Here is a 21,144-nt window from a genome sequence, read left to right as displayed (position 1 = left end):
TATGTATGATTAATAATTCAGAACAGGCGGTCAAGATCGACAGACACACCGGCTGCAAGAGTAGTTCCGGTAGTGTAAGGCGAATTGAAATAATAGTAGGATGGCCGGTAGTTGAACAGATTGTCTGCAGTCAGTGTGACATGGATGCCTTTGTAAATGTTTTGAGTCAGGTTCAGTTTCCACATCGTATAAGCCGGATAGGTTTCCTGACTGCTTCCTTTCGAAGGATCGCTGGTATCGTTGTATACCAGAGTGGTCAGCTTTGAAAGCAGGCGGCCGCTCAGGGTTACATTGAATCCGTATTTTTCCCATTCCTTTCCATACGAGAAACGGGCTGTTCCTGCATGCGGACGGGCGGTAGAAACATATTGGTTGTATTTCTCCGACTGGTAAGTGTAAGCATACGACAGACGGATTTCCAGTCCGCAGGGATATTTGGCAGCAGCATCCACATTGGCACCGGCCATTTTCATCTTCCGGATGTTCGTGTACATCATGGCACCTTTTCCGTTTTCCAGAGAAGGATCCCATTGTACGTCAATCCGGTCGTTCACCAGATTATAGTATCCTGTGACTGTCAGATTATAGCGGCTTTTGAAATATTCTGCCGATAGGGAAAAATTATGACTTTTTTCCGGTTTCAGATGTTCGTTGCCGTAGATCCACCAGATGGAGCCCATGTCAAAAGCCGAATACATTTCTTTCAGGGTAGGAGCGCGGAATCCTACAGCATACGAGCCGCGCAGTGAACAGTTCCTGAGTTTATACATCAGGTTCAGCTGCGGAGAAAAGTTTTGTGCCTTGGCTTCCGAATAATAGTCATAGCGTGCACTTGCTACGGCGTTGAAATGCCTGTTCGGATTCCAGTCAAACTGAGCAAAGACATCAGCCGTATATTGCCGGTAAGTTTCTCCTCCGGAAAACATGTAACTGGCCAGATAGTCGTAAAGATAATCTCCTCCGACGGTCAGGATATGTTTCCCGTTGAACGTATGATTGTATAAGGCACGGAAACTGTTTTGTACGTTACTGTAATCACGCACATCGCTTCGCTTCACCTTATCGAAATCACTTTTGTCATACTGATCGAAAGTATATGACACTTCGAGCGACTGGCCCTTGCTGAAAAGATAGCGTCCTTTCAAGCCACCGGTGAAATCCCGGTAACGGTTGTCTTCCGATGAACTCCGCTCACGTTCGCGGTAATAATATCCAACGTTGGCTGTCAGCTTTAATTGGTTGTTGGGTGTAAAGGTCAGCCGGTCTTTGAAATTCCAGGAAGCTGTGGGATCCATCGAGTCATAGGATCCTTTGTCTCCTTCCGTGTCCGGATTAAAATATTCGATACGTCCCTGACTGAGCCGTTGCAGGTTGAACGAATTGTTGAAGTTGCCTGCCCGGAAGCTGACGGTCGTTCCGTAACGCTGGTTGTCATAAGCTCCGTATCGGGCATTCACATTGGCGGTCCAGGGTTCGGCGGATGTCCGGGGGATGAGATTGATGACACCTCCTACGGCATTGGAACCATAGATGGAAGAAGCCGCTCCCCTGACAATTTCCACGCGTTCCACGTTGTCCATGTTCAGGCGGGAGAAGTCAACATCGTTCATGGTTTCGCCTGCCAGACGTTCTCCATCGACCAGAAACAGTACGGCATTCCCGCTGAACCCCTGAATGTTGAGTGATGGCTGCATGTCCATTGAATATGATGTTTCAATGGCCGGCATTTCCATTTCAAGAACATCGACAATGTTGGTAGCATCTGTTTTGCGGATGTCATCGAGGGTAATGACGCGTGTAATGACAGGAACTTCTTTCAGCCGTTTGGGAGTACGGGTACCGGTGACGACGACGGTTTCCATTCCGATGGCATCTTCCTTTAGCCGGAAATCGGCTGTCCTGTCCTGGGGAGAAATACTGCGGCTTTCGGTCACATAGCCCACAAAGCGCACTTTCAGTATGTAGGTTTGATGTTTTTCGGGAAGTCTCAACTGATACTTTCCGGAAAGATCGGTGACTGCTCCCAGGCCTTTTCTTCCTTCTACGGAAACGGTTGCTCCGATGAGTGGCTCTCCGTTGCTGTCGCAGACTATGCCCGAAAGATTTCTCTGGGCCGCAGCCGGGATGATGGAAAGACATCCCAAAAGGAGCATGTATAAGATTTTTAAGATAAATTGCATGGTTGATTTCCTTAGTTTATATTGGGTATAAGAACGGATGACAGCTATTTCAGGGCATTTTCCAGTGGATAGATATATTGCACCCGCATATAGCCGTTGACATACATTTCGTTCCGATAGTCTGTCAGTTTCAGGGCTGCATGGGTTCCGTCTTTCAGCCGGAGGACATAGACTTTGCCCGACAGGGTATAAGTGGGAGGCATACCTTTGCGCGAAAGCCATTGGGAAAGGACGGAATTGTAGTCAGAACATGCGTATCTGATCGTTCCGTTATACATGTCTGAAAGGTCAATGGTAATCTTATCCGTTGTTCCCGGTGTGTCGGCGGTATAGTTTCCCTGCGGAATTTCTTTTCCGGCCAGGAGCTCTTCCATACTTTCGGCCGAAGTTTCCAGTACGGCTCCTTCATTGGTTTTGGTATCATACCGGTGAATGGCAAAGTCCCATTCTTGCGGTAATGTTCCTTTGTCGGAAAGGGATACTTCTTCGCCTGCCTCATTGAGGATGCGGGTGGAGTCGACACTCAGGGAATGCAAGTCGATGTAGACCCATTGCGTGTAATCGCTGGAATTGACATAGAGTGTTCCGGAATGAGTTTCCGGAGAGACTTCGACAAAGCCGAATCCGTTGGTGGAAAGGTTTGCTTCCGACGGATTGTCGTAGATGTCATCAAACAGGCCTTCGCATGCCGGGAACGTCAGTAATAGAGTTCCCAGCATGGCGGCCTTGACATGAAACCTGTATTTTTTCATGAGCGGATAATTGCTTGTTGTCATTGGGTTGTGGTGAATTCACAGGTAATTGCCATCGGCATGGAGCCGGGTGTGACAGACATTTTGAATTGTGCATTGCTGCCGCTGACGGTGCCGGTAAAATCTTGTATTTTGAGATTGGTGTTTCCTGCAACCAGTGAAGTGTCTGCCTTGGAAAGTGTATAGTTTTCTCCATTTTGAGTGACAAGGACATCAGTCAGAGAGAAGGCAGACATGACCATGCTTCCGCTTCCGGTTTCCGGAATTTCCAGACTTACTTTCCCGTCTTTCTGATCTTTGATCTGAACAGTCATGGCAGATTCTCCGACATTGTTGTTCATCACATACATCTTGAAGGTTCCTTCATAGTTGTTTGCCACGGCTTTGGCTGCTTCCATTGCCGGGTCGGACGGTTCGTTACTGGAGCAGGCAATCAGGCTGAGTGCAATGGTTGTCATTGCGAACAAGTTCTTAAGTTTCATAAATTTTTTATTATTTAGATTAATTGGTGATGCAAAGGTACAGGCCCCTTCATTCCCGGACAATACCTAATAAAGACCATTTACGGGGTACTCCGGTAGGGAGAAAGAAGCATTCTCTATACATCAAAATAGGTAGGGAAACAGGGAAAAAAGGATTATAGAAAAGAGAAATTCGGGTTCGGATAGTATAAAGTGAGTACTTACTTTTGGGGATCAGGGTTATGGGCTTCTGCCTGAAATATTCGTTGGAATGGAGTGATCTTTCCGATTTTTATTTGTACTTTTAGCCGGCCTGTTAAAGACGAAGCCGGTCTTTTTCCTTTCTGCAGGATCGGATTGGATGAATCGTAGGCCGGAAAGTATTTTAATCAATTAATAAACCTTGAATTCAGAATGGCTTTATGGCTTGCCTGAATTCAGCAATGATTTTATCTGAAATGAGAAACACAATTAAATGTTTAGCTTTGGGGTTGGCTCTGACCGCATCAATTCCGACTTTCGGACAGTACGAAGGAATGCGTCACAAACGTTCTGACGGTTATGTATGGCCTACTGATTCACTGGTTTTGAAGAAGCTGGATCAATGGAAGGACTTGAAGTATGGTGTGATTTTCCATTGGGGACTTTATTCTGTGCCGGGAATTATGGAGTCATGGGTACTTTGCGGTGAAGATCTGGACTGGATAGAGAATGCCCGCAGAAAAGATTTGAACTATGAAGACTATAAACGCTGGTACTGGAGTCACAAGGACTCAATAAATCCTGTGAAGTTTGATCCGGACAAGTGGGCGGATCTGATGGCCAAAGGTGGCATGAAATACATGGTTTTCACCACCAAGCATCACGAGGGCTTTTGTATGTTTGACACCAAGCAGACGGATTTTTCTATCATGAACAGTCCGTTCGGAAAAGATCCGAGAGCTAATGTTACGAAGCACGTGTTTGATGCATTCCGTAAAAAAGGTTTCATGATCGGTGCTTATTTCTCCAAGCCGGACTGGCACAGTGAATATTACTGGTGGCCTTTCTATCCAACCAAAGACCGCAACGTAAATTATAACATAGCCAGACATCCGGACCGCTGGGAAAAGTTCTGCCAGTTTACCTATAATCAGATTAATGAACTGACTAACGGAGATTATGGAAATGTAGATATCCTTTGGCTGGACGGCGGACAGGTTGCACCCGGCAATAACCAGGATATCCACATGGACAAGATTGCAGCTATGGCCAGAAAGAATCAGCCGGGACTGATTGTTGTGGACCGTACCGTGAAGGGAGAATTTGAAAATTATCAGACACCGGAGGGAGAGGTGCCTGCAACCCAGCTGGATATTCCCTGGGAAACCTGTTACAGTCTGTATGGCTGGGGATGGAGAAAGGGTGCTACCCTTAAATCTTCCAAGAAGGTGCTGGCTGTATTGATTGAAGTTGTAGCTAAAGGCGGAAACTTCCTGCTGGGAGTTGGACCTAAACCGGACGGAACGATCGAAGAGCAGGCCGTAGACCGCGTGACAACCATCGGCAAATGGCTGGACAAGAATGGTGAGGCAATTTATGCCACAGTGAATGCCCGGAAATATAACGATGGAAATGTGTGGTTCACTCAGTCTAAAGACGGAAAGAAGATGTATGCCATGTATGCCCTGAAGGAAGATGATCCCGAGGTTCCTGCTGTAATTGAATGGACAGGCAATATTCCTGCGGGAAAGAAGGTGACGTTGCTTTCCACCGGTAAGCGTGTGAAATGTGAAATGGATGGTGACCGCGTCAAGGTCTATTTGCCCAAGCATGTAGACCGGACCGAATCACTGGCTTTCTCTTTCGGAATCAAGTAACGGACCGGAAAAATAACCATGCAGAAAACGTCGAAGCGTTTTGCCTGAAAGCCGGAATTCTTTTCATTGAAACGCCGAAACGTTTTTAAAAAAGCCCGAGGCCTTTTTTCAGATGACGGAAGGCCGTTTGCACTAGCCTGGCAGGTAGTGGCAGACGGCCTTCCGAGAAATGGATCAGAAGCAGGTTTCGGGCTTACAGTTTCTGGTCTGAAATTAGTCGGGCAATGCGGGTTTTGCTCTGTGCACCCTTGGTGAGCAGATAGACATGCTTGTAGGTGTCGCGGTTCAGTTCGGTCGGTGATCCGTTGATCAGAATGATGTTCCGGTCGTTGGCAAACTTCAGGATTCCGTTCACGTTGTTGGGATGCAGCTTTCCGATTTCGTCCATCATGCAGTGGAGCTTGAAGTCTTTGAACTTCCGGGAAGCTCCTTCCTTGAACACATACAGCAACATGATGTTGATCATGGCTTTTACCAGAATGTCCGTACCTTCGGAACCGACGTTCGATAGTTTCTCTACAAATCCCGTGTCGTTGTTGTTTTCTACGATCCGGAAACGCAGTTCGAAAGAGTCGTAGAGGCGGATGGTGTCATACCGGTAGGCATGGATCTCCTTGATGAAATCACGCAGCAGAGCGATGGCTTCCTGCTTCACCAGCTGTTCGTTCTCGCTGGAGAAGAGATTGGTTCCCGGGGCCAGGTCGTGGGCATGTTCGTTGTAATATTTCCGGATGGCCCGCAGTGCATTGACCACGCGGTTGCTGCTTTCTTCCACCTTCATTTCGATGCGCTGGATGACTCCCACGAAATTGCAGGTCTGGAATCCTTTGTTCACTCTGCTGATGATGTCATGGATGTCCTTTTCCGAAGCCGTAAGCATTGAAGTATCCATACTGATACGTTTGAATACGTCGGAGTGCTCGTTGTTGATGCGCCGGATAAACTCGTTGATCTTGTTTTCCCGGATGAAGTCGTTCAGCTCTTCGGCAAAGCGCAGATACTCCCAGTCATCGTTGAATTTGGTAGCAAACTTGAAAGTATTGTCCTCATCGAAATGCCCGGTGAAAAGATTGATTTCCTTGCGCAGACCTGTCTGTAATTGCAGGAACTGGTTTTCGTCCTGGCCCAGTTCTTCAATCAGTTCGATACAGCTCTTTCGGGGAGTGATTTCCCGTGCTGCAGCCCGTCCCGTATCTCCCAGAATATCCTGATGAGGCTTGTACCAGTCGTAGGCCGCAATCTTGGCATATGCATCCAGGTTGGCATGCAGGTCGCGTACGGCATTGTCCGTTTCCTTCAGTTCCTTGTCCAGCCGGTCAAGCTGTTCCTGCAAGATGGCGTTCTCTTTTTTCAGACTTTCCTTTTCCTGACTGAGCAACTGTTTCTGCTCTTCCTGTTCCCGTTTCCAGACCGGAATTCGGTCTATCAGGTCGCGTTTATCTTTCTGGTACTCGATCAGCAGGGTTGCATGATTCTTGATGAACTGCAGTTCGGCCTCTATCTCGTTCAGCTGCGAAGTAATACTTTGCAGACGTTCCGTGTCAGCTCCCTGTGAATGCAGTTCCCGGTTCATCTGACTTTCGTAATTATTTTTCTCGGCAGTGATCCGCTGCTGTTCCAGCCGGTCTTCGTTTTTAAGTTGTTCGGCCTGTCTGTTCCTTTCATCAGCAATCTGTTGCTGCTGGTCATTCCACTGCTGTTTCAGTTCGTTAAGGCGCTTGCCTTTTTCCAGATTCAGGTTTTTCAGTTTTCCGTCGATTTCCTGCAGTTCCAGCTGAAGTGTCTGACGGTCTTTATTCAGGACAGCAATGTGTGCATTCCGTTCTTCTTCCTCTTTCTTTTTCCAGAGTTCAATGTCCAGCATGTCCTGCTGGTATTGCTGTTCCAGTTTTTCCAGTTCATACTGCTGCACACTGATGATGTCTTTCTGCTCCTTGATGCGCGGCTGGTATTTGGCTTTCAGCTGCTCCTGAAGCAAATCCTTGTCTGCTTGCAGGTGTTGCAGTTCCGATGTGATTTCCTCCATACGTCCGCTATGGCTTTCCTTCTCTCTCTGGTAGTCATTGATGGACTTGATAGGCCGTTCGATGACCGATAGATCCAGGTTGATGCCATAGAAGGAAGCCCCTTCGTCTACCTGACGTGGAGACAGTCCGGTCTGCCACAGGATTGATTCATCACAAAGTTTTCCGATGTTTTCTTCCCATCCCGGCTTGTGATCCTTGAGCCATCCCTGTAAGGTGTTCCGGCTGTTCTGTAAGAATGTTTCCAGTTCTTCGATGCGTGTACGCAGCTGTTTCTGTTCGTGAGACAGAGCCTCCATGCGTTCATCTTTTTCCCTGAAGCCCTTTTGCAGTTCTTCATCCCACTTGAGTGTCAGTTCCCGGATGACAAGCTGAGCATTTTCAATGCGGTTCTTCTTGCTCAGATGCAGTCCGGTGTACGACTGGATACGATGTTTCAGTTCTTCCTGTTCGGCTGCGAAATAAGTTTCCTTGTGACACATCTGGATCTGATAGTCAAGAGCCGTCATAGCCTTCTGCTTTTCGTTGTATTCAGGATGGAGTGTCTGCGACAGCTGCTCGTATTCCTGATACAGGGCTTCGGTAGCCGTTTCGTGCAGCTTCCGTGCCTCTTCCATCCGGCTGTTATACGTGTTGCCCAGTTCTTCCTGTTGTTTCAGTTTGGCTTCATGGATCTTGTTCCACTGTTCATCCAGACTTTGGATCAGCAACTTGTATTTGGTAGAGATTTCCGTATACTGTGAGGTGAGGATGCGCTGCTCTTCCTGCAGTCCCTGCTGGCGGTTTTTCCATTCTTCCTTTTTGGCTGACCGTTCTGCAATCTGGGAAATGTTCAGCTGGTCGTATTCCTTTTCTTTCTGAGAAGCTTTCTGCAATTCATTGTTGACAACAGCCAGCACTTCCTGCAGCCGGTCACATTTCTTTTTCGACTGCTCCTGCAGTTCCATGCGGCGGGCCAGTATGATATGCCGGTCGTTTTCTGCCTGTTTTTTCTTTTCTTCCCATTGGGGGAGCGCCTCTTCTGCCTTGATGCGGGCGGCAGCCAGTTCCCGGCAGCCTTGCACCAGTGCAGTCTGTCTTCGGTTTACTTCCGTAGCCAGTCGGGTGATCTCTGCAGCCTGTTTCTGCGTTTCTCGTTTTTGGAACTCTTCAATATCGCGAAGCCGTGTTTCGAAGTTTTTCAGATGTTCCTTATAGGTGTTCAGATCTACGGAAGTATCTTCCTCGTTGAGTGACGAGATGATGGTTTTTTTGATGAATTCCGCATCCAGTTTTGAATTCAGCAGCACATTCTGGATGGTTCGCGGGATGTTCTGATATTGCTTGCTTTCCATCAGGGCATACCGTTGCATGTCGGCTCCTGCTTCGTTGCCGTAAAGAATGTTCCGGTATTCATCGTAAGTATAGATAATGCGCGAATAGTCCACATCATACTGATCCAGTATGGCCCGGATGCGGTCGGTTCCACTGTATGCCGTACGGCTTTCCTCATCGATGAAGAATTCTTTCCGGTAGGGGGAATCGATAAAGCGGTAACACACCCGGTTCATCGACTTGAAGCTGAGGATACAGAAAGGTCCGTTCTCGGTAGCCACTTCATATACGATATACGAGTTGGAGTAGGGGAAATAGTATTCCGTGTAGCTTTGCTTTTCTACGGGAATACCCAGTTTCTGCGTGTCGGCATTATAGAAAAACAGGATGGCACGCAGGATGGTACTTTTTCCTACACCCTGTGTTCCGATAAAGTGGATGTTTCCATCCAGATAAATATCATCCGCATAGGGGATGTTTGCACTGTTGATAAAGATAATTCTATTCAGGTTTCTCATCGTCTTCCGTTTCGTCGTAAATTTGAATACTTTCGATCAGTCGTTCCAGGTAATGCCAGGAACTCATCACCTTGTAGGTGTTTTCTTTTTCGTTTTCCAGCTCCAGGAATGAATCCTTGGTGAGCTGGCGGATCATATTGTCCAGGACATCCTTGCGAACATCTTTGTCCGAGAAATGTTTCCGGATGCCGTCCAGCTTGTTCTGGAGCAGCACGTTGATGTTGGCTTCCACCAGAATCTGTTCGGGCTGAAACCGGAAGCCCGGTCCGAAAGTCTCATCGTAAGTCTTGAACAGGTCGAGCACGTCAATCCAGTAATAGGCACGCATGAGTTTCTGTTCCAGCGTAGCCCTCGGTTCGTTGCGTGAGAAATAAAAATATTCGTTGCCTCGTTCCAGTGCGTAACCGATCTGCCCGAAGTACAGGGACAGGGCTTCAAAGTTTTCATCGATATCGTCATAAAGCTGACGTACATCTTCGTTTGTGCTGTTGGAACTGATGAACAGTCCCTTTTGCAGGTAATCGAAGATCTGTGCTGTATGGTCAGGTATTCGTATGTTTAAATCCATTGTTTCGTTGTATTTTGGTCCGTCCGGAAAATTTCTCAGAGCGGATATACTTTGGCAAATTCATATTCGTGATAGGTACCGAACTCTTCGGTGATGCGCAGTTGCGTTTCGTAGAGGGAAACGATCTGACAGAAGAGGGTGGTACGTTCTTTTTCGCTTACTTCCCGCTGGAAAGAATACTTCATCAGGTATGAGAACAGATCCTCCAGTGGTGCCGATTCGTCTGCCCATCGAGCCTGAGCCTGTGCCTGGAAATAATCCCCCACGGTCGTATCGAGGTTGATCAGTTCCTGATACATGGCCTGTGCTTCCAGCTCTTCTTCACTGAAGGCACCTGCCTCGTTGTTTCGCAAAGCCTCCCGGTATTGCCGGTTACGCATGACTTTAAGAATGACCGGACGGGCCTCGTCTGTACTCAGGTAATTGATTGACAGCTTGAAGGAACCTGGTGCAGATCCTTCCATCAGCAGGGAATGTTCCCGCTCAACGACTTCGGCCAGGTTGCTTCGGGCCCGCAATTCGAACTGGTCTTGCAGATATTTTACCTTCCGGATCTTTTCTACCAGAATGATCTGGCTCTTGATCTGATTGAGGTAATTGATGATATCTTGCTGGGCACGGATGAGGCTGTGTGCCGAGAGTTGCAGCTCCCGGCGGAGTTCGAGCAGGATGCGTGTCAGTTCTTCATCCGTAGCCTGCATGAAAAAGGCTCTTTCTTCGTGCAGGATCAGATGCTCTGTCGTGTCGATCAGCCGCTGGATGTTGATCCGTTTCTTGTCCAGATTCTCCAGTTTGGCGATTTTGATCTGATACGTCGGTTCATGCTTGAACGCATTGTCTATGCTGTTCTGCAGATTCATGATGTTGCGGATGGTGGTACGCGCAATCTTCTGGAATGTAATCTTGATGTTGCGTACATAACTTTCCTTCCGGCTGGGAATTCTCTCCTTCAGGTAATAGTCAATCAGTTCGTGGAGATACTCGATGTTTTCATCAATGATGGCTGTATTGATCTCTTCATTGGCTTCCAGCAGCAATTCGAAGAAATCCAGGAAACGTGCATCCAGTTCCACATAGTTGCCGTTTTGCCGGATTACTTCCTTTTCGATAAGCAGTTTCAGACGATTCTCGTCATCCTTGAGCAGGGACAGGGCATCGGAGTATCTGAAGCTGAGAATTTTTCTTTTTTCAAACATCTCGGTCAGCAGTCCTTTGGCCGCAGCGACGGTGTTGATGATCTCTTGTATGGAGCGGAATATATACATAGTCTAGTTGAAAAAATCGGGCAAAGATATAATTTACCAGTGTAATTTCCTAATTTTTGTCTTCCATTCATTAAGGGGATAAGCAGCCTTCTGTCCGGCCTGGAATGAACCAATGCGGGAGCTCGATTGTTTTTTATAGAAACCATTGTTATTCCTTGTAATCAATTTGGAATATTCTTGAAAAATGTTAACTTTGTATCAAATTAAACCCGAGCAATCATGAAGCGTATTTATCTTCTGGGATGTCTGCTGGCCGTTTCCGTGGGTTGGACGGGATGCCGTAATGACGAGACGCAACTGGTCGAGGTTCCGTTTGAGGTGGATCATGCCCCTGATTCAATGGTGACGGTAGAATTTTCTTTCCAGGAGAAGCCGCTGACCGCAGCCGATATTGTACTTACCAAAGATTTGCTTTATGACAAATATACGCTGAAGGATACTTATCCATATAAGGACACAGTTCGTTCCGTCAAATGGGAGGTGATGCGTAAATGTCTGGCTTTTATTGAAAATATGCAGCGTGGTGATGAACTTCGCTGGGCCGTTTTCCAAAATTATAAGAATCTGAACACTGAGGCTCCCCTGGTGCGGAGTTATGTGCGTAATGTCTATAACCGGATTTCGGATACGCTCGGAGTGGAGCGTTATCAGTCGGTTCCTCTTTATCTTCCTGAAGATACATTGACTCCCGTACGCTATGGCAGAGACGGTTCGCTGGCTCAGCTGGAAAGAGAGGAAGGGAGTTTCTACAGGCTTCGTCCGGTGACGACAGAAGGAGAGTGGCTGGTTCCCAAACGCTACCTCAAGCTGTTGTCTGATTCTACCGTGTTTCATCATGTAATTTTCGTGGATCGTCTGGATCAGAATATTACGACTCTGGAAAGAGTGTCGGAAGGTGAATGGAAAATCCGGAGTATAAATCCGGCTACGACGGGACTGCATAATCCTCCTTACGGAATGGAAACTCCTTTAGGTATGTTTCTGATCCAGCAAAAGAAAGAAAAGATGGTATTTCTGAAGGACGGTTCCTCGGCGGTGGGCGGATATGCGCCATACGCCAGCCGTTTTACAAATGGTGCTTATATTCATGGTGTTCCGGTGAATGTACCCCGTACGGCCATGATCGAATACAGCTGGTCGCTTGGTACGACTCCACGTTCGCACATGTGTGTCCGCAATGCCACTTCTCATGCCAAGTTTGTGTTTGACTGGGCTCCGTTATATCGTTCCCTGGTTGTTGTCATTGAATGAAAAGAAGAAGTTATACAAAAGAAACCGGCCTGCTCTTTGATTGATCAAAGGGCAGGCCGTATAAGTTATTTCTTTGGAACCGGATTATTTCAGGATGATTTCCTTGATAATCGGCCAGCAGGTGTGATTGCCTGTTACCTGAATCTTGACAGCTTTGACTGGTTTGCCTCCGACATGTGCCTTGGCCTGTCCCAGTTCGTCAAATGTTCCGACCTTGTTGAATTTGTTTCCGTCTTCACTGATCAGCAGGTCAGCTTTTGTGATATAGTCCTTTGAGTCACCTGTAATGATTTCGATATCACTTATCTTGGCCGGTTCTGTCAGGATGACCGTAAAGTAATGTGACGGGTTGATAGTGCTTCCTCCCCAGAAGAATGTATTGGTCTTTCCGTCGAAAGCATATTCCGGATGATAGGGTGAGTTCAATGGAATGTTTGTATCAATGCTTGCCGGACGTATCAGCATGGGCTTCTCCTGAGTCGGTGCGAATTCTTTCTCATTCAGTGCATCGTCTTCATAGAAATTGATACCCATCTTTCGCATTACCGGATAGAAATCCGTGATACGGCGGTAGAAGTCGTCCCAGTTGCGTTTGGAAGCATTGGTCCAGAATACTTCCGACAAAGCAGCCAGACGCGGGTACAACATCCATTCCACACGGTCTTGTGTTGCTACTCGTTCCGTCCACAAAGCACCTTGTCCTCCTTTGACGAGTGCTTCCTGTTCGGGAGTTACCTGGCTGGTTACCGGATCCCATTCGTACACTTTCCGTGTAGAGTTGCCGGCATATCCCCAGTCAAGATAACATCCGTGCTGCGGACACATGACTACCGGTATGCCTCGTTCCAGTGCAGCTTTCTGAGCTTTCAGACCATTGTCCCGCCATACGGTCAGCATATCTTCGGGTGTGGCGGCATGACGGTCGTTGATTTCATCCCATCCAACCATGATTTTACCTTTTGACCGGATGTATTCACTCATCTTGCGTGTGAAGAAGTCCTGCAGTTCACCGGGTTCCTTCATGCCTTCCTTCTTATAAAGGGCCTGACATTTCGGACATTTTTCCCAGATGGCTGTGGGTACTTCATCACCACCCAGGTGAATATACTTCGAAGGGAAGATCTGGATCAGTGCGTCTACCACTTCCTGTGCGAAACGGATAGATTCCGGATTGCCGATGCAAAGCATATTCTCGTTTCCGCGTTTCCGCTGATTGAGCGGAAGTTCTTCCGGATAAGCTTCGAATGTACCTCCTTTACAGGAAAGTTGCGGCATGGCTGCGAGCAGTGCGATGGCATGACCGGGCAGATCGACTTCAGGAATGATTTCAATACCGAGAGCCTGAGCGTATTTTACGATTTCTTTCAGATCGTTTGTTGAGTAATATTTACCAGACAGATCCGGAAAATCAGAATAATAAGTACCTTTGGCAGTCAGTTCAGGATACTGATCCATAGCCAGACGCCAGGCATTGTTGTCTGTCAGGTGCATCTGCAGTTTATTCAGCTTGAAGAAAGCCATTTGAGACAGCGTTTCTTTCAGCTCATCTACTGTCCAGAAATGCCGGCTGCAGTCAAGCATCAGTCCGCGATAACCGAAGCGTGGCTTATCCTGAATATTTATGATTGGAAGTTTGTTGTCTTTTGCTGTCAGAATGAGCTGGTGAAGCGTGGCCAGTGCATTGCTGATTCCCTGTGCGTCATTAGCTTCCAGAACGATACGTCCTCTTTCAATTTCCAGAGTATAGGCTTCTTCGGTCAGTTTATCGTTCTTGACCAAAGAGAGAGGAGCGTCAATATCGCTGATGGTCAATGAAACTCCGGTTGTTTTTTGTACCAGTTCTGTAAAAGCCTTGGCCGTTTCGTTCCATTCGGGAGGAACCTGCATGCTGCGCAGTTCCTGCAAGGGGAAAGATCCGTTTCCGATTGTGACAGACTGCGCTTGCGGAATCAGATCCACCTTTTCCACCAGTTTTCCTTCACATCCCGTGAAGAACAGGGAAACAGAGGCAGCCAGCAAGGGCAACATGATCATTTTCTTTGTCATAAGGTGTGATTTTTAGTTATTGAATGATTGATTTGTTCGATGTAGTCCAGAATTTCTTTTCGTCCGGTTTTCTTTTCAGCCGATGAAATGAAATAAGGGGGAAGCTCTTCCCATTGCTTGGAAAGTTCTGAAAGATAGATATCCACATTTGCACGCGTCTTTCCGGCACTTTGTTTGTCTGCTTTCGTGAAGATGATGGCAAAAGGAACTCCGTTTTCTCCAAGCCATTCGATAAATTCCATATCGATCTTCTGTGGAGCGAGCCGGCTGTCTACCAGAACAAAGAGGCATGTCATTTGCTCCCGTTCCAGAACGTAATGCTGGATCAGCTTTTCAATCTTGTCCATCATTTTCTTTCCCCGTTGTGCATAGCCGTATCCGGGAAGGTCTACCAGATACCATTCTTTATTAACCAGAAAATGGTTGATCAGCAAGGTTTTTCCAGGAGTGGCTGAGGTCATGGCCAACTTGGGTTGTTTGGTCAGCATATTGATGAGACTTGATTTTCCGACGTTGGAACGTCCGATGAACGCGTATTCGGGAAGGTGGGTTGCGGGACACATGTCCGCACGTGAATTACTTACTACAAATTCAGCACTGGTTATTTCCATGGTGTTGTTTTTATTAAGTCTTGACAAAGGTATGAAAAAAAAATGAAAAAGCAGGTACTTGCTTCCTTTTTCTGATCCATCTCATCCGAGTGTTGTTCTGAAATTCCTTACCTTTACTTTATTTCTCAATTTATGCCGGAATTTCGGGAGTTCTCCCTATCTTTGCACACCTGTTTTAATACAAAGAAGAGAATCATGAATCAACAATATCCGTCGGCATTACTTGAAAAAGCAGTAGGAGAATTTGCCAAACTTCCCGGTATAGGGCGGAAGACCGCCATGCGTCTTGTGCTTCATCTGCTGAGACAGAGTACGGAAAGTGTAGAGGCTTTCAGCAGTGCCATGGTAACCCTAAAGCATGAAGTAAAATATTGTAAAGTCTGTCATAATATCTCGGATACTGATATCTGCCGCATCTGTTCCAATCCTTCACGGGATGCATCGACAGTATGTGTGGTGGAGAATATCCGCGATGTAATGGCCGTTGAGAACACTCAGCAGTACAAAGGACTTTATCATGTGCTGGGCGGGGTCATATCTCCGATGGACGGTATCGGTCCTTCTGATCTGCAGATTGACAGTCTGGTGGCACGGGTTCGCTCCGGAGCCGTCAAGGAAGTTATTCTGGCATTAAGTTCTACGATGGAAGGCGATACGACCAATTTCTTTATTTATCGGAAGCTGAGTGGGTTTGATGTGAAACTGACAGTCATTGCCCGTGGTATATCCATTGGTGATGAACTGGAATATACGGATGAAGTTACACTGGGACGGTCTATCGTGAACCGGGTAGCTTTTACAGGAACAATGTAATTTGGGGAAAATTTATGGAAAAAGAAATCAATCGGTTGCTACGCTGGCTGCAAGGGGAATTTATTCTGGCGTGGATGTTGGTACTGTTGCTTATCGCACTTTATGAAACGGATGTGTTACCGCAAGGAATGATGGTGGGGGATGTCCGGATGGAATATATTCTCCAGACTGCAGGTATCCTGCTGGCCATGGGACTTATTCCCGTATCTCTTCGCCTGTTCAGTTTGTCACTGACCCGCTATGTAAAAACAATGCCCTTACCCGAAGCATTAAAGAGCTATCGGAGATGGAGTGAAGTCCGTCTGGGACTTTTGCTGGCTCCGGCCTTGTTCAATCTGTCGGTTTACTATTGGACTCTTGACCTGACGGGAATGTTGTGTGCCGGAATGCTTCTGGTGGCTTCACTGTTCTGTGTACCTGGTCGTGAACGTTTGCTGATGGAACTGGATCTGAATCGGGAAGAGGGAGAAAAGGAGGAGTAACGATGGAAAAAACAGTTCCTCCAATCCGTTTGCGCGCACCTGAGCCGGAAGATCTGGATGTCATGATGCTTTTTGAAAACGATGAAGATCAATGGGAGAACGGCATTGCTACCGGTCCTTATTCCCGATATCAGCTGAAGCAGTATATCGGGCAGAGTACGAATGACCTGTATACAGACCGCCAGTTGAGACTGATGATTGAGCTTCCTCAGACCGGGGTAGTAGGTATTGTTGACCTTTGTTCCTTCGATCCCCGTCATAACCGTGCAGAAGTGGGAGTTATGGTGCTGGAGGAATACCGTCACCGGGGTATTGCTTCCGAAGCTTTGCGACAGTTGGAACATCATTGTTTTTCGCGGTTGGGGATTCATCAGCTGTATGCTTACGTGCATGCAGACAATACACATTCTTTACATTTGTTTACTGGCCTGGGCTATGTACGTGCGGGCTATTTGCCTCATTGGATTTATACCGGACGTGGATACAAGGACGTCTGTCTGTTGCAGAAACTTTCTTCCAGTTCAGTTGAATGAAGGATAAACCGGATATTTGGACCATAAGGTGTATGGATTACCGAGATCGTTCATGCTGTTATTCCAAAGAACTTTCTGTGGATCATGCAGCAGTCGTTCGCTGTTTCCTTTTCCTATAAACCATGAGTTCCTTTGAATTTCCTGTTGCAGTTGTCCGTGACTCCATCCTGCATATCCGGCAAAGAATCGGATATGCCCGTCAAGGGGACCTCCGTCAAGAATATATTGTTGCACAGCCTTAAAGTCTCCGTTCATGTACAATCCGTTCCCCAGTTCCAGTGCTCCTTTCAGTTGTTTCAGTGTATGGATGAAAAAGATTGTATCCCGTTCCATGGGACCTCCTTTAAAGACAGGAATGTAAGCAGAACCTTCCAGTTCCGGAGCCAGTTGGTTGAGGGATATGTGATATCGGAAGTCTTTGTTCATGACAATTCCCATGCTGCCTTCTTCACTGTGTGTGATGAGCAGTACCACTGACCGCATAAAATGATAATCATTTAGCAGAGGAGAGGCTATCAGGATTCCTCCCGGTGAGGGAAGAGTCTGATTGGACTTTATTTGAAATATATGCATATCCATTTTTCTCGTTTCTTTAATGTTCCTAAGGTAGCGATTTAAATCGGAAAAAGAAACTGTTTGCCTTTTTTTATTGCATTATTCCTCTTTTTTATGCGTTTTACGGATTGTAGAGGAGGGTCGGATTAATTTTTTTAGAAGAAAAATGAATAAAATGTTTGCAGATTCCGAAATAAGTTATACCTTTGCACCGCAATTGAGAGCAAGAGCAAATGAAAATGACATACTGGTGCGTTAGTTCAGTTGGTTAGAATACATGCCTGTCACGCATGGGGTCACGGGTTCGAGTCCCGTACGCACCGCAATCTTATGAAGCAAAATCAAGAAAAGTTCTGAAGTTCAATACTTTGGGACTTTTTTGTTTTCTATAATTCCTAATAAAAAGCCGCGGAATGGCGCAGTTGGCACTGGCTTATCCGTTGGACTTTTTAAAGGATTGAAAAGTCCAACGATTTGGATTTGTTTTCGCTGATTCTCAGTATTTTGCATAGCCTGATTTGGGACAATGGAATTTAACTTTGTACCACTTAAAATGCAAAAAGTATGGGAATTGAAAAGAGACGTAGTACACTGAGTGTGTTGTTTTACATCAAGCGGCAGAAACTGCTGAAAAACGGGGAGGCTCCCGTATGTATGCGCATTACCGTTGACAAGCGGAAAGCGGAAATTATGATCAAGCGTAGCGTACCTGTAGAACTTTGGAACCAGTCAAAAGAATGTTCCAAAGGAAAAGACCGCAATTCGCAGGAACTTAATCATTATATAAGTTCTGTTCGTGCCAAAGTGTTGCAGATACACAGGGAACTTGAAGTAGATGCAAAAATGGTTACGGCAGATGCCATCCGTGACAGATATTACGGTCGGGATAAAGTGCAGCATACGCTTTTGGAAATCTATACAGACCATAACGAGAAATGCCGGGCTTTAATCGGTAAGGAGTACACGGAATCAACCGTGACAAAATTTGAGACTTCCATAAACAGGTTGAGGGAGTTTATCCGTTTTGGATATCACAAGGATGACCTGTTCCTGAATGAACTGGACGGGCAGTTTGTTCGCGATTTCGAGTATTGGCTGAAAACGTCCATCGGATGCCAGAACAATTCCGCATTGAAACATTTGAAGAACCTGAAAAAAGTCATACGCATCGCATTAGCCAACGGATGGATAGAAAAAGACCCGTTTTATGGCATTCATTTCAAGATGGATGAAGTCAATGTGGAGTTTTTATCCCAAGAAGAACTGGACAGGCTGATGGAAAAGGATTTTGAGATAAAACGGCTGGAGCAGGTTCGGGACGTGTTTGCCTTTTGCTGCTACACAGGTCTGGCTTTTGCAGACGTGCATCAGCTCAGCAAGGAACATCTTGTAAGGGACAATGACGGTAACTTGTGGATTCGTAAAGCCCGCCAAAAAACAAAGCAGATGTGTAATATTCCAGTCATATCACCCGCCCGTAAATTGATAGACAAGTATTCGCACCAACCTGATTGTATTGCCAAAAATGTGCTTTTGCCTGTATTGAGCAACCAGAAAATGAACGCTTACTTAAAGGAGATAGCCGACATCTGTGGAATACAGAAGCGTCTGACCACACACGTTGCCCGGCATACTGCGGCTACCGTCGTGTTTTTGGCAAACGAGGTAAGCATGGAAAATGTCGCTAAAATCTTGGGACATTCCAATATCCGTATGACACAGCATTATGCCAAGGTACTGGACACCTCTATTTTACGCGATATGAAAAATGTAGAACGGAGTTTTTTGAAACGACAAGTATAGGGAATTATGGACAGAGGGATTATAACCATCAGTGAAACGGGAGCAGTCACTATGCCAACTACTCCCGTATGGATGACATTGTTTGAAATAGCCGACTTGTTTGGCGTGTTTTCTTCGGATGTCCGAAAAATTATCCGCTCTGCTTATAAAAGTCGTGAGTTGGATGAGCAGATTACAATGCGATATATAAAAAACGGCAATCGGATAAGCATGGATGTCTATTCTCTTGAAATGATAACAGCCATTTCGTTCAGGATATGCAGTAGAGAGAGCACCTTTTTCAGAAAATACGTGCTTAAAAAACTGCTGCGTGAAAATAAAAACATTAATTACCTATTGCTTGGGTTGAATGAGAAGAATGGCAGTTATTCAAATCCCAGCTGAGAACAAATGAATCCCATACGGGAAAAGGGGTATGCACCTACATAGGTGATGCCCCTTTCCTATTTTTTAAAGGTCTGTCAAATAGGCTTCCCTATACCCGTCTTTGAGCAACCGTTCAATATCACTTTCCTTATATATGATTTTTCCTCCCAGCTGAATGTATGAAATACGCCCTTCATTCCGGTATTCTTGTAGGGTACGCCTGCTGATTCTCAACCGTTCAGCCACTTCCTTGTCCGTAAGAAAATTCTCGCCGCCCAAAGTGGGACGGCAATCCTTTTTCATCCGTTCCATTTTTGCTATTATTCGTTCTATACTACTTGTAAAATAGGCAATCCATTCACTTTCTTTCGTTATCAATTGGTTATCATTCATAGGCTTTCTGCTTTTTGTTATCATTTGTCTTTTATTTTTCGTTTTTCCACGATAGGCAGCATACGTCCGACATCTTCTGGAAGATAATATGTCTTATGGTTTATCTGTGAATATGCCAAGCGTCCGCTGTCACGTAAAGTCTGCAAGGTGCGTGGACTGATATTTAAAAGGACACAGACATCCTGACTATCCATCCACTCACTCATTTTTTTGTCTTCAAAGCATAATGCTTCGGCTTTTGCAACAAGGTTGTCAAATTTTGAAACCATCTCTTCAAAAGTCTTTTTCTCAATGCTAATAATTTCCATATTTCATTTGTTTTTGATTACTATGCAAGGATTTGTTCCAGTAAGTATGTTTGTTCATAGCCTCTTATCCGGGAATCCGGCATAAAAGTAATACGCTTTCTATATCTACGTTCCATTTCTTATTGACTGGCTGCTTGTTGCGTCGTCTGTCCGGGTAACGGAGCCATTCCCTAAAAAAATTATACGTGAGTCACGTAGTGAGTTGTTAAAGCCGCTTTTGCCCTTTACCGAACTTTGCCTCAGAAACAAGAAAAACGGAGGACATAAATATGGAAATAGTTACCCGAAACAATTTCGAGAGCTGGATGCAAAAGCTGATGGAACGGCTCGACCGGCAGGACGAACTGCTGCTCTCCTTGCAGCCGTCCGGCAAAGCCCCGGACCCGATGGAACGTATCAGGATGTTCGACAACCAGGACCTCTGTATGCTGCTCCAGATCAGCAAGCGCACCCTGCAACGCTACCGCAGTATCGGCGCGTTGCCGTACAAGACGCTCGGCAAAAAGACCTATTACAGCGAAGAGGACGTGCTGACGTTTCTTTCCGGACACGTAAAGGACTTCAAAAAAGAAGATATAGCCTTCTACAAGGCCCGTATCCATAATTTCTTTCAAAAATAACCCATTAAAACATTTTTCAAATGGCAAAGAAAACAACTGAAAAGGACGTGCTGATAGTCCGTGACGAGAAGACGGGCGAACTCAGCGTGGTAGCCGGGCTGGATGCCGACGGTTCCCCCAAGCGCACCCCCGCGAAAGCGGAGAACGCGCAGAGTTTCCTGCAATTCGACCGCCACGGCGACGTGCTGGACAACTTCTTCAAAAACTTCTTCCGGCAGTGCAAGGAGCCCAGCCGCTTCGGTTTCTACCGTGTCGCGGCAGACCAAGCCGACAAACTGATGGAGGTGATGAAAGACCTGCTGAAAGACCCCGAAGCCAACAAGGAACTGCTCGCGCCCCACAAGGTGGACACCTCCGGCTACGAGAAGCAGGTAAAGGAAGAACAGACCGCCGGAAAGACGGAACAAAAGCAGGAAGAGCAA

At 46.3% G+C, this 21,144-nt stretch carries 19 protein-coding genes, 1 tRNA gene and 1 pseudogene; 10 read left to right on the top strand and 11 right to left on the bottom strand.

Features of this window, described 5'->3' with window-relative positions; genetic code table 11:
- Window positions 1-17: 17 nt before the first annotated feature.
- Genes BACCOPRO_RS05125 through BACCOPRO_RS05115 form a run of 3 tightly spaced genes read right to left on the bottom strand, consistent with a single transcriptional unit; the run spans window position 18 to window position 3,414 of the window.
- Complete coding sequence (locus BACCOPRO_RS05125) at window positions 18-2,180, bottom strand: TonB-dependent receptor (protein ID WP_008141585.1); 2,163 nt, start codon at window positions 2,178-2,180, stop codon at window positions 18-20.
- Window positions 2,181-2,224: 44 nt separating this feature from the next.
- Window positions 2,225-2,932 (bottom strand): HmuY family protein, encoded by a 708-nt coding sequence (locus BACCOPRO_RS05120; protein WP_040311227.1) that lies wholly within the window; start codon window positions 2,930-2,932, stop codon window positions 2,225-2,227.
- Between the two features lie 20 nt (window positions 2,933-2,952).
- Window positions 2,953-3,414, bottom strand: coding sequence for a calycin-like domain-containing protein (locus BACCOPRO_RS05115; protein WP_008141582.1), 462 nt, complete (start codon window positions 3,412-3,414; stop codon window positions 2,953-2,955).
- A 437-nt stretch (window positions 3,415-3,851) separates the two neighbouring features.
- On the opposite strand from BACCOPRO_RS05115, the gene BACCOPRO_RS05110 reads away from it, so the two are divergent.
- Window positions 3,852-5,252, top strand: a complete 1,401-nt coding sequence (locus tag BACCOPRO_RS05110; RefSeq protein WP_040311226.1) for an alpha-L-fucosidase — start codon at window positions 3,852-3,854, stop codon at window positions 5,250-5,252.
- Between the two features lie 193 nt (window positions 5,253-5,445).
- Here BACCOPRO_RS05110 and BACCOPRO_RS05105 read toward each other — a convergent pair whose 3' ends face one another.
- The 3 genes from BACCOPRO_RS05105 to BACCOPRO_RS05095 are packed head-to-tail and all read right to left on the bottom strand — an operon-like array spanning window position 5,446 to window position 10,941.
- Window positions 5,446-9,108 (bottom strand): ATP-binding protein, encoded by a 3,663-nt coding sequence (locus BACCOPRO_RS05105; protein WP_008141579.1) that lies wholly within the window; start codon window positions 9,106-9,108, stop codon window positions 5,446-5,448.
- On the bottom strand, window positions 9,092-9,676 hold the full coding sequence (locus BACCOPRO_RS05100; protein ID WP_008141578.1) for a condensin complex protein MksE: 585 nt from the start codon (window positions 9,674-9,676) through the stop codon (window positions 9,092-9,094). Before BACCOPRO_RS05100 ends, BACCOPRO_RS05105 begins: the two co-directional genes overlap by 17 nt.
- Window positions 9,677-9,711: 35 nt before the next feature.
- The gene (locus tag BACCOPRO_RS05095; RefSeq protein WP_008141577.1) at window positions 9,712-10,941 is read right to left on the bottom strand and encodes a hypothetical protein; all 1,230 of its coding nucleotides are present in this window, start codon (window positions 10,939-10,941) and stop codon (window positions 9,712-9,714) included.
- Between the two features lie 219 nt (window positions 10,942-11,160).
- On the opposite strand from BACCOPRO_RS05095, the gene BACCOPRO_RS05090 reads away from it, so the two are divergent.
- The gene (locus BACCOPRO_RS05090) at window positions 11,161-12,192 is read left to right on the top strand and encodes a L,D-transpeptidase family protein (RefSeq protein ID WP_008141576.1); all 1,032 of its coding nucleotides are present in this window, start codon (window positions 11,161-11,163) and stop codon (window positions 12,190-12,192) included.
- Window positions 12,193-12,276: 84 nt separating this feature from the next.
- Here BACCOPRO_RS05090 and BACCOPRO_RS05085 read toward each other — a convergent pair whose 3' ends face one another.
- Both BACCOPRO_RS05085 and yihA read right to left on the bottom strand, forming a co-directional pair.
- On the bottom strand, window positions 12,277-14,238 hold the full coding sequence (locus tag BACCOPRO_RS05085) for a glycoside hydrolase family 20 protein (protein ID WP_008141575.1): 1,962 nt from the start codon (window positions 14,236-14,238) through the stop codon (window positions 12,277-12,279).
- On the bottom strand, window positions 14,235-14,849 hold the full coding sequence (gene yihA, locus BACCOPRO_RS05080; protein ID WP_008141569.1) for a ribosome biogenesis GTP-binding protein YihA/YsxC: 615 nt from the start codon (window positions 14,847-14,849) through the stop codon (window positions 14,235-14,237). The genes BACCOPRO_RS05085 and yihA overlap by 4 nt, the downstream gene beginning before the upstream one ends.
- A 195-nt stretch (window positions 14,850-15,044) precedes the next feature.
- Here yihA and recR point away from each other — a divergent pair, with 195 nt between their 5' ends.
- From recR to BACCOPRO_RS05065, 3 genes are read left to right on the top strand one after another with little or no spacing between them, the layout of a single operon-like run.
- Window positions 15,045-15,662, top strand: a complete 618-nt coding sequence (gene recR / locus BACCOPRO_RS05075) for a recombination mediator RecR (protein WP_040311207.1) — start codon at window positions 15,045-15,047, stop codon at window positions 15,660-15,662.
- Between the two features lie 14 nt (window positions 15,663-15,676).
- Window positions 15,677-16,144 (top strand): hypothetical protein, encoded by a 468-nt coding sequence (locus tag BACCOPRO_RS05070; RefSeq protein WP_008141567.1) that lies wholly within the window; start codon window positions 15,677-15,679, stop codon window positions 16,142-16,144.
- Between the two features lie 2 nt (window positions 16,145-16,146).
- Window positions 16,147-16,677 (top strand): GNAT family N-acetyltransferase, encoded by a 531-nt coding sequence (locus tag BACCOPRO_RS05065; RefSeq protein ID WP_008141566.1) that lies wholly within the window; start codon window positions 16,147-16,149, stop codon window positions 16,675-16,677.
- Here the strand turns inward: BACCOPRO_RS05065 and BACCOPRO_RS05060 are convergent.
- Complete coding sequence (locus BACCOPRO_RS05060; RefSeq protein WP_008141565.1) at window positions 16,666-17,256, bottom strand: YqgE/AlgH family protein; 591 nt, start codon at window positions 17,254-17,256, stop codon at window positions 16,666-16,668. The two genes, BACCOPRO_RS05065 and BACCOPRO_RS05060, sit on opposite strands and share 12 nt — an antisense overlap.
- A gap of 225 nt (window positions 17,257-17,481) precedes the next feature.
- Here BACCOPRO_RS05060 and BACCOPRO_RS05055 point away from each other — a divergent pair.
- The 3 genes from BACCOPRO_RS05055 (at window position 17,482) to BACCOPRO_RS05045 (ending at window position 19,419) form a co-directional block, all read left to right on the top strand.
- Window positions 17,482-17,555 (top strand) — tRNA-Asp (locus BACCOPRO_RS05055).
- A gap of 241 nt (window positions 17,556-17,796) precedes the next feature.
- Window positions 17,797-19,035: a site-specific integrase gene (locus BACCOPRO_RS05050; protein ID WP_008141558.1), complete on the top strand. Its 1,239-nt coding sequence runs from the start codon at window positions 17,797-17,799 to the stop codon at window positions 19,033-19,035.
- A gap of 6 nt (window positions 19,036-19,041) precedes the next feature.
- Window positions 19,042-19,419, top strand: a complete 378-nt coding sequence (locus BACCOPRO_RS05045) for a virulence RhuM family protein (protein ID WP_008141557.1) — start codon at window positions 19,042-19,044, stop codon at window positions 19,417-19,419.
- 66 nt (window positions 19,420-19,485) lie between these two features.
- On the opposite strand, the gene BACCOPRO_RS05040 is transcribed toward BACCOPRO_RS05045, so the two are convergent.
- Window positions 19,486-19,794 carry a helix-turn-helix domain-containing protein gene (locus BACCOPRO_RS05040; RefSeq protein WP_040311225.1) on the bottom strand — a complete coding sequence of 103 codons (309 nt, stop codon included), beginning with the start codon at window positions 19,792-19,794 and terminating at the stop codon, window positions 19,486-19,488.
- Between the two features lie 20 nt (window positions 19,795-19,814).
- Window positions 19,815-20,102 carry a helix-turn-helix domain-containing protein gene (locus BACCOPRO_RS05035; RefSeq protein ID WP_008141555.1) on the bottom strand — a complete coding sequence of 96 codons (288 nt, stop codon included), beginning with the start codon at window positions 20,100-20,102 and terminating at the stop codon, window positions 19,815-19,817.
- Between the two features lie 269 nt (window positions 20,103-20,371).
- On the opposite strand from BACCOPRO_RS05035, the gene BACCOPRO_RS05030 reads away from it, so the two are divergent.
- Both BACCOPRO_RS05030 and BACCOPRO_RS05025 read left to right on the top strand, forming a co-directional pair.
- Window positions 20,372-20,722 (top strand): helix-turn-helix domain-containing protein, encoded by a 351-nt coding sequence (locus BACCOPRO_RS05030; protein WP_008141554.1) that lies wholly within the window; start codon window positions 20,372-20,374, stop codon window positions 20,720-20,722.
- Window positions 20,723-20,742: 20 nt separating this feature from the next.
- Window positions 20,743-21,144: pseudogene (locus BACCOPRO_RS05025) on the top strand (hypothetical protein); the annotation flags it as partial.

It is taken from the genome of Phocaeicola coprophilus DSM 18228 = JCM 13818, assembly GCF_000157915.1.
In the GTDB taxonomy this organism is placed as follows: domain Bacteria; phylum Bacteroidota; class Bacteroidia; order Bacteroidales; family Bacteroidaceae; genus Phocaeicola; species Phocaeicola coprophilus.
Note: the sequence above shows the minus strand (reverse complement) of the source record. Positions and strands in the feature narration are given on the sequence as shown.

What these genes read in the sequence shown, in the direction of transcription:
- BACCOPRO_RS05125 (WP_008141585.1), bottom strand. Translation starts at nt 2,180, where the DNA reads ATGCAATTTATCTTAAAAATCTTATACATGCTCCTTTTGGGATGTCTT.
- BACCOPRO_RS05120 (WP_040311227.1), bottom strand. Translation starts at nt 2,932, where the DNA reads ATGAAAAAATACAGGTTTCATGTCAAGGCCGCCATGCTGGGAACTCTA.
- BACCOPRO_RS05115 (WP_008141582.1), bottom strand. Translation starts at nt 3,414, where the DNA reads ATGAAACTTAAGAACTTGTTCGCAATGACAACCATTGCACTCAGCCTG.
- BACCOPRO_RS05110 (WP_040311226.1), top strand. Translation starts at nt 3,852, where the DNA reads ATGAGAAACACAATTAAATGTTTAGCTTTGGGGTTGGCTCTGACCGCA.
- BACCOPRO_RS05105 (WP_008141579.1), bottom strand. Translation starts at nt 9,108, where the DNA reads ATGAGAAACCTGAATAGAATTATCTTTATCAACAGTGCAAACATCCCC.
- BACCOPRO_RS05100 (WP_008141578.1), bottom strand. Translation starts at nt 9,676, where the DNA reads ATGGATTTAAACATACGAATACCTGACCATACAGCACAGATCTTCGAT.
- BACCOPRO_RS05095 (WP_008141577.1), bottom strand. Translation starts at nt 10,941, where the DNA reads ATGTATATATTCCGCTCCATACAAGAGATCATCAACACCGTCGCTGCG.
- BACCOPRO_RS05090 (WP_008141576.1), top strand. Translation starts at nt 11,161, where the DNA reads ATGAAGCGTATTTATCTTCTGGGATGTCTGCTGGCCGTTTCCGTGGGT.
- BACCOPRO_RS05085 (WP_008141575.1), bottom strand. Translation starts at nt 14,238, where the DNA reads ATGACAAAGAAAATGATCATGTTGCCCTTGCTGGCTGCCTCTGTTTCC.
- yihA (WP_008141569.1), bottom strand. Translation starts at nt 14,849, where the DNA reads ATGGAAATAACCAGTGCTGAATTTGTAGTAAGTAATTCACGTGCGGAC.
- recR (WP_040311207.1), top strand. Translation starts at nt 15,045, where the DNA reads ATGAATCAACAATATCCGTCGGCATTACTTGAAAAAGCAGTAGGAGAA.
- BACCOPRO_RS05070 (WP_008141567.1), top strand. Translation starts at nt 15,677, where the DNA reads ATGGAAAAAGAAATCAATCGGTTGCTACGCTGGCTGCAAGGGGAATTT.
- BACCOPRO_RS05065 (WP_008141566.1), top strand. Translation starts at nt 16,147, where the DNA reads ATGGAAAAAACAGTTCCTCCAATCCGTTTGCGCGCACCTGAGCCGGAA.
- BACCOPRO_RS05060 (WP_008141565.1), bottom strand. Translation starts at nt 17,256, where the DNA reads ATGGATATGCATATATTTCAAATAAAGTCCAATCAGACTCTTCCCTCA.
- BACCOPRO_RS05050 (WP_008141558.1), top strand. Translation starts at nt 17,797, where the DNA reads ATGGGAATTGAAAAGAGACGTAGTACACTGAGTGTGTTGTTTTACATC.
- BACCOPRO_RS05045 (WP_008141557.1), top strand. Translation starts at nt 19,042, where the DNA reads ATGGACAGAGGGATTATAACCATCAGTGAAACGGGAGCAGTCACTATG.
- BACCOPRO_RS05040 (WP_040311225.1), bottom strand. Translation starts at nt 19,794, where the DNA reads ATGAATGATAACCAATTGATAACGAAAGAAAGTGAATGGATTGCCTAT.
- BACCOPRO_RS05035 (WP_008141555.1), bottom strand. Translation starts at nt 20,102, where the DNA reads ATGGAAATTATTAGCATTGAGAAAAAGACTTTTGAAGAGATGGTTTCA.
- BACCOPRO_RS05030 (WP_008141554.1), top strand. Translation starts at nt 20,372, where the DNA reads ATGGAAATAGTTACCCGAAACAATTTCGAGAGCTGGATGCAAAAGCTG.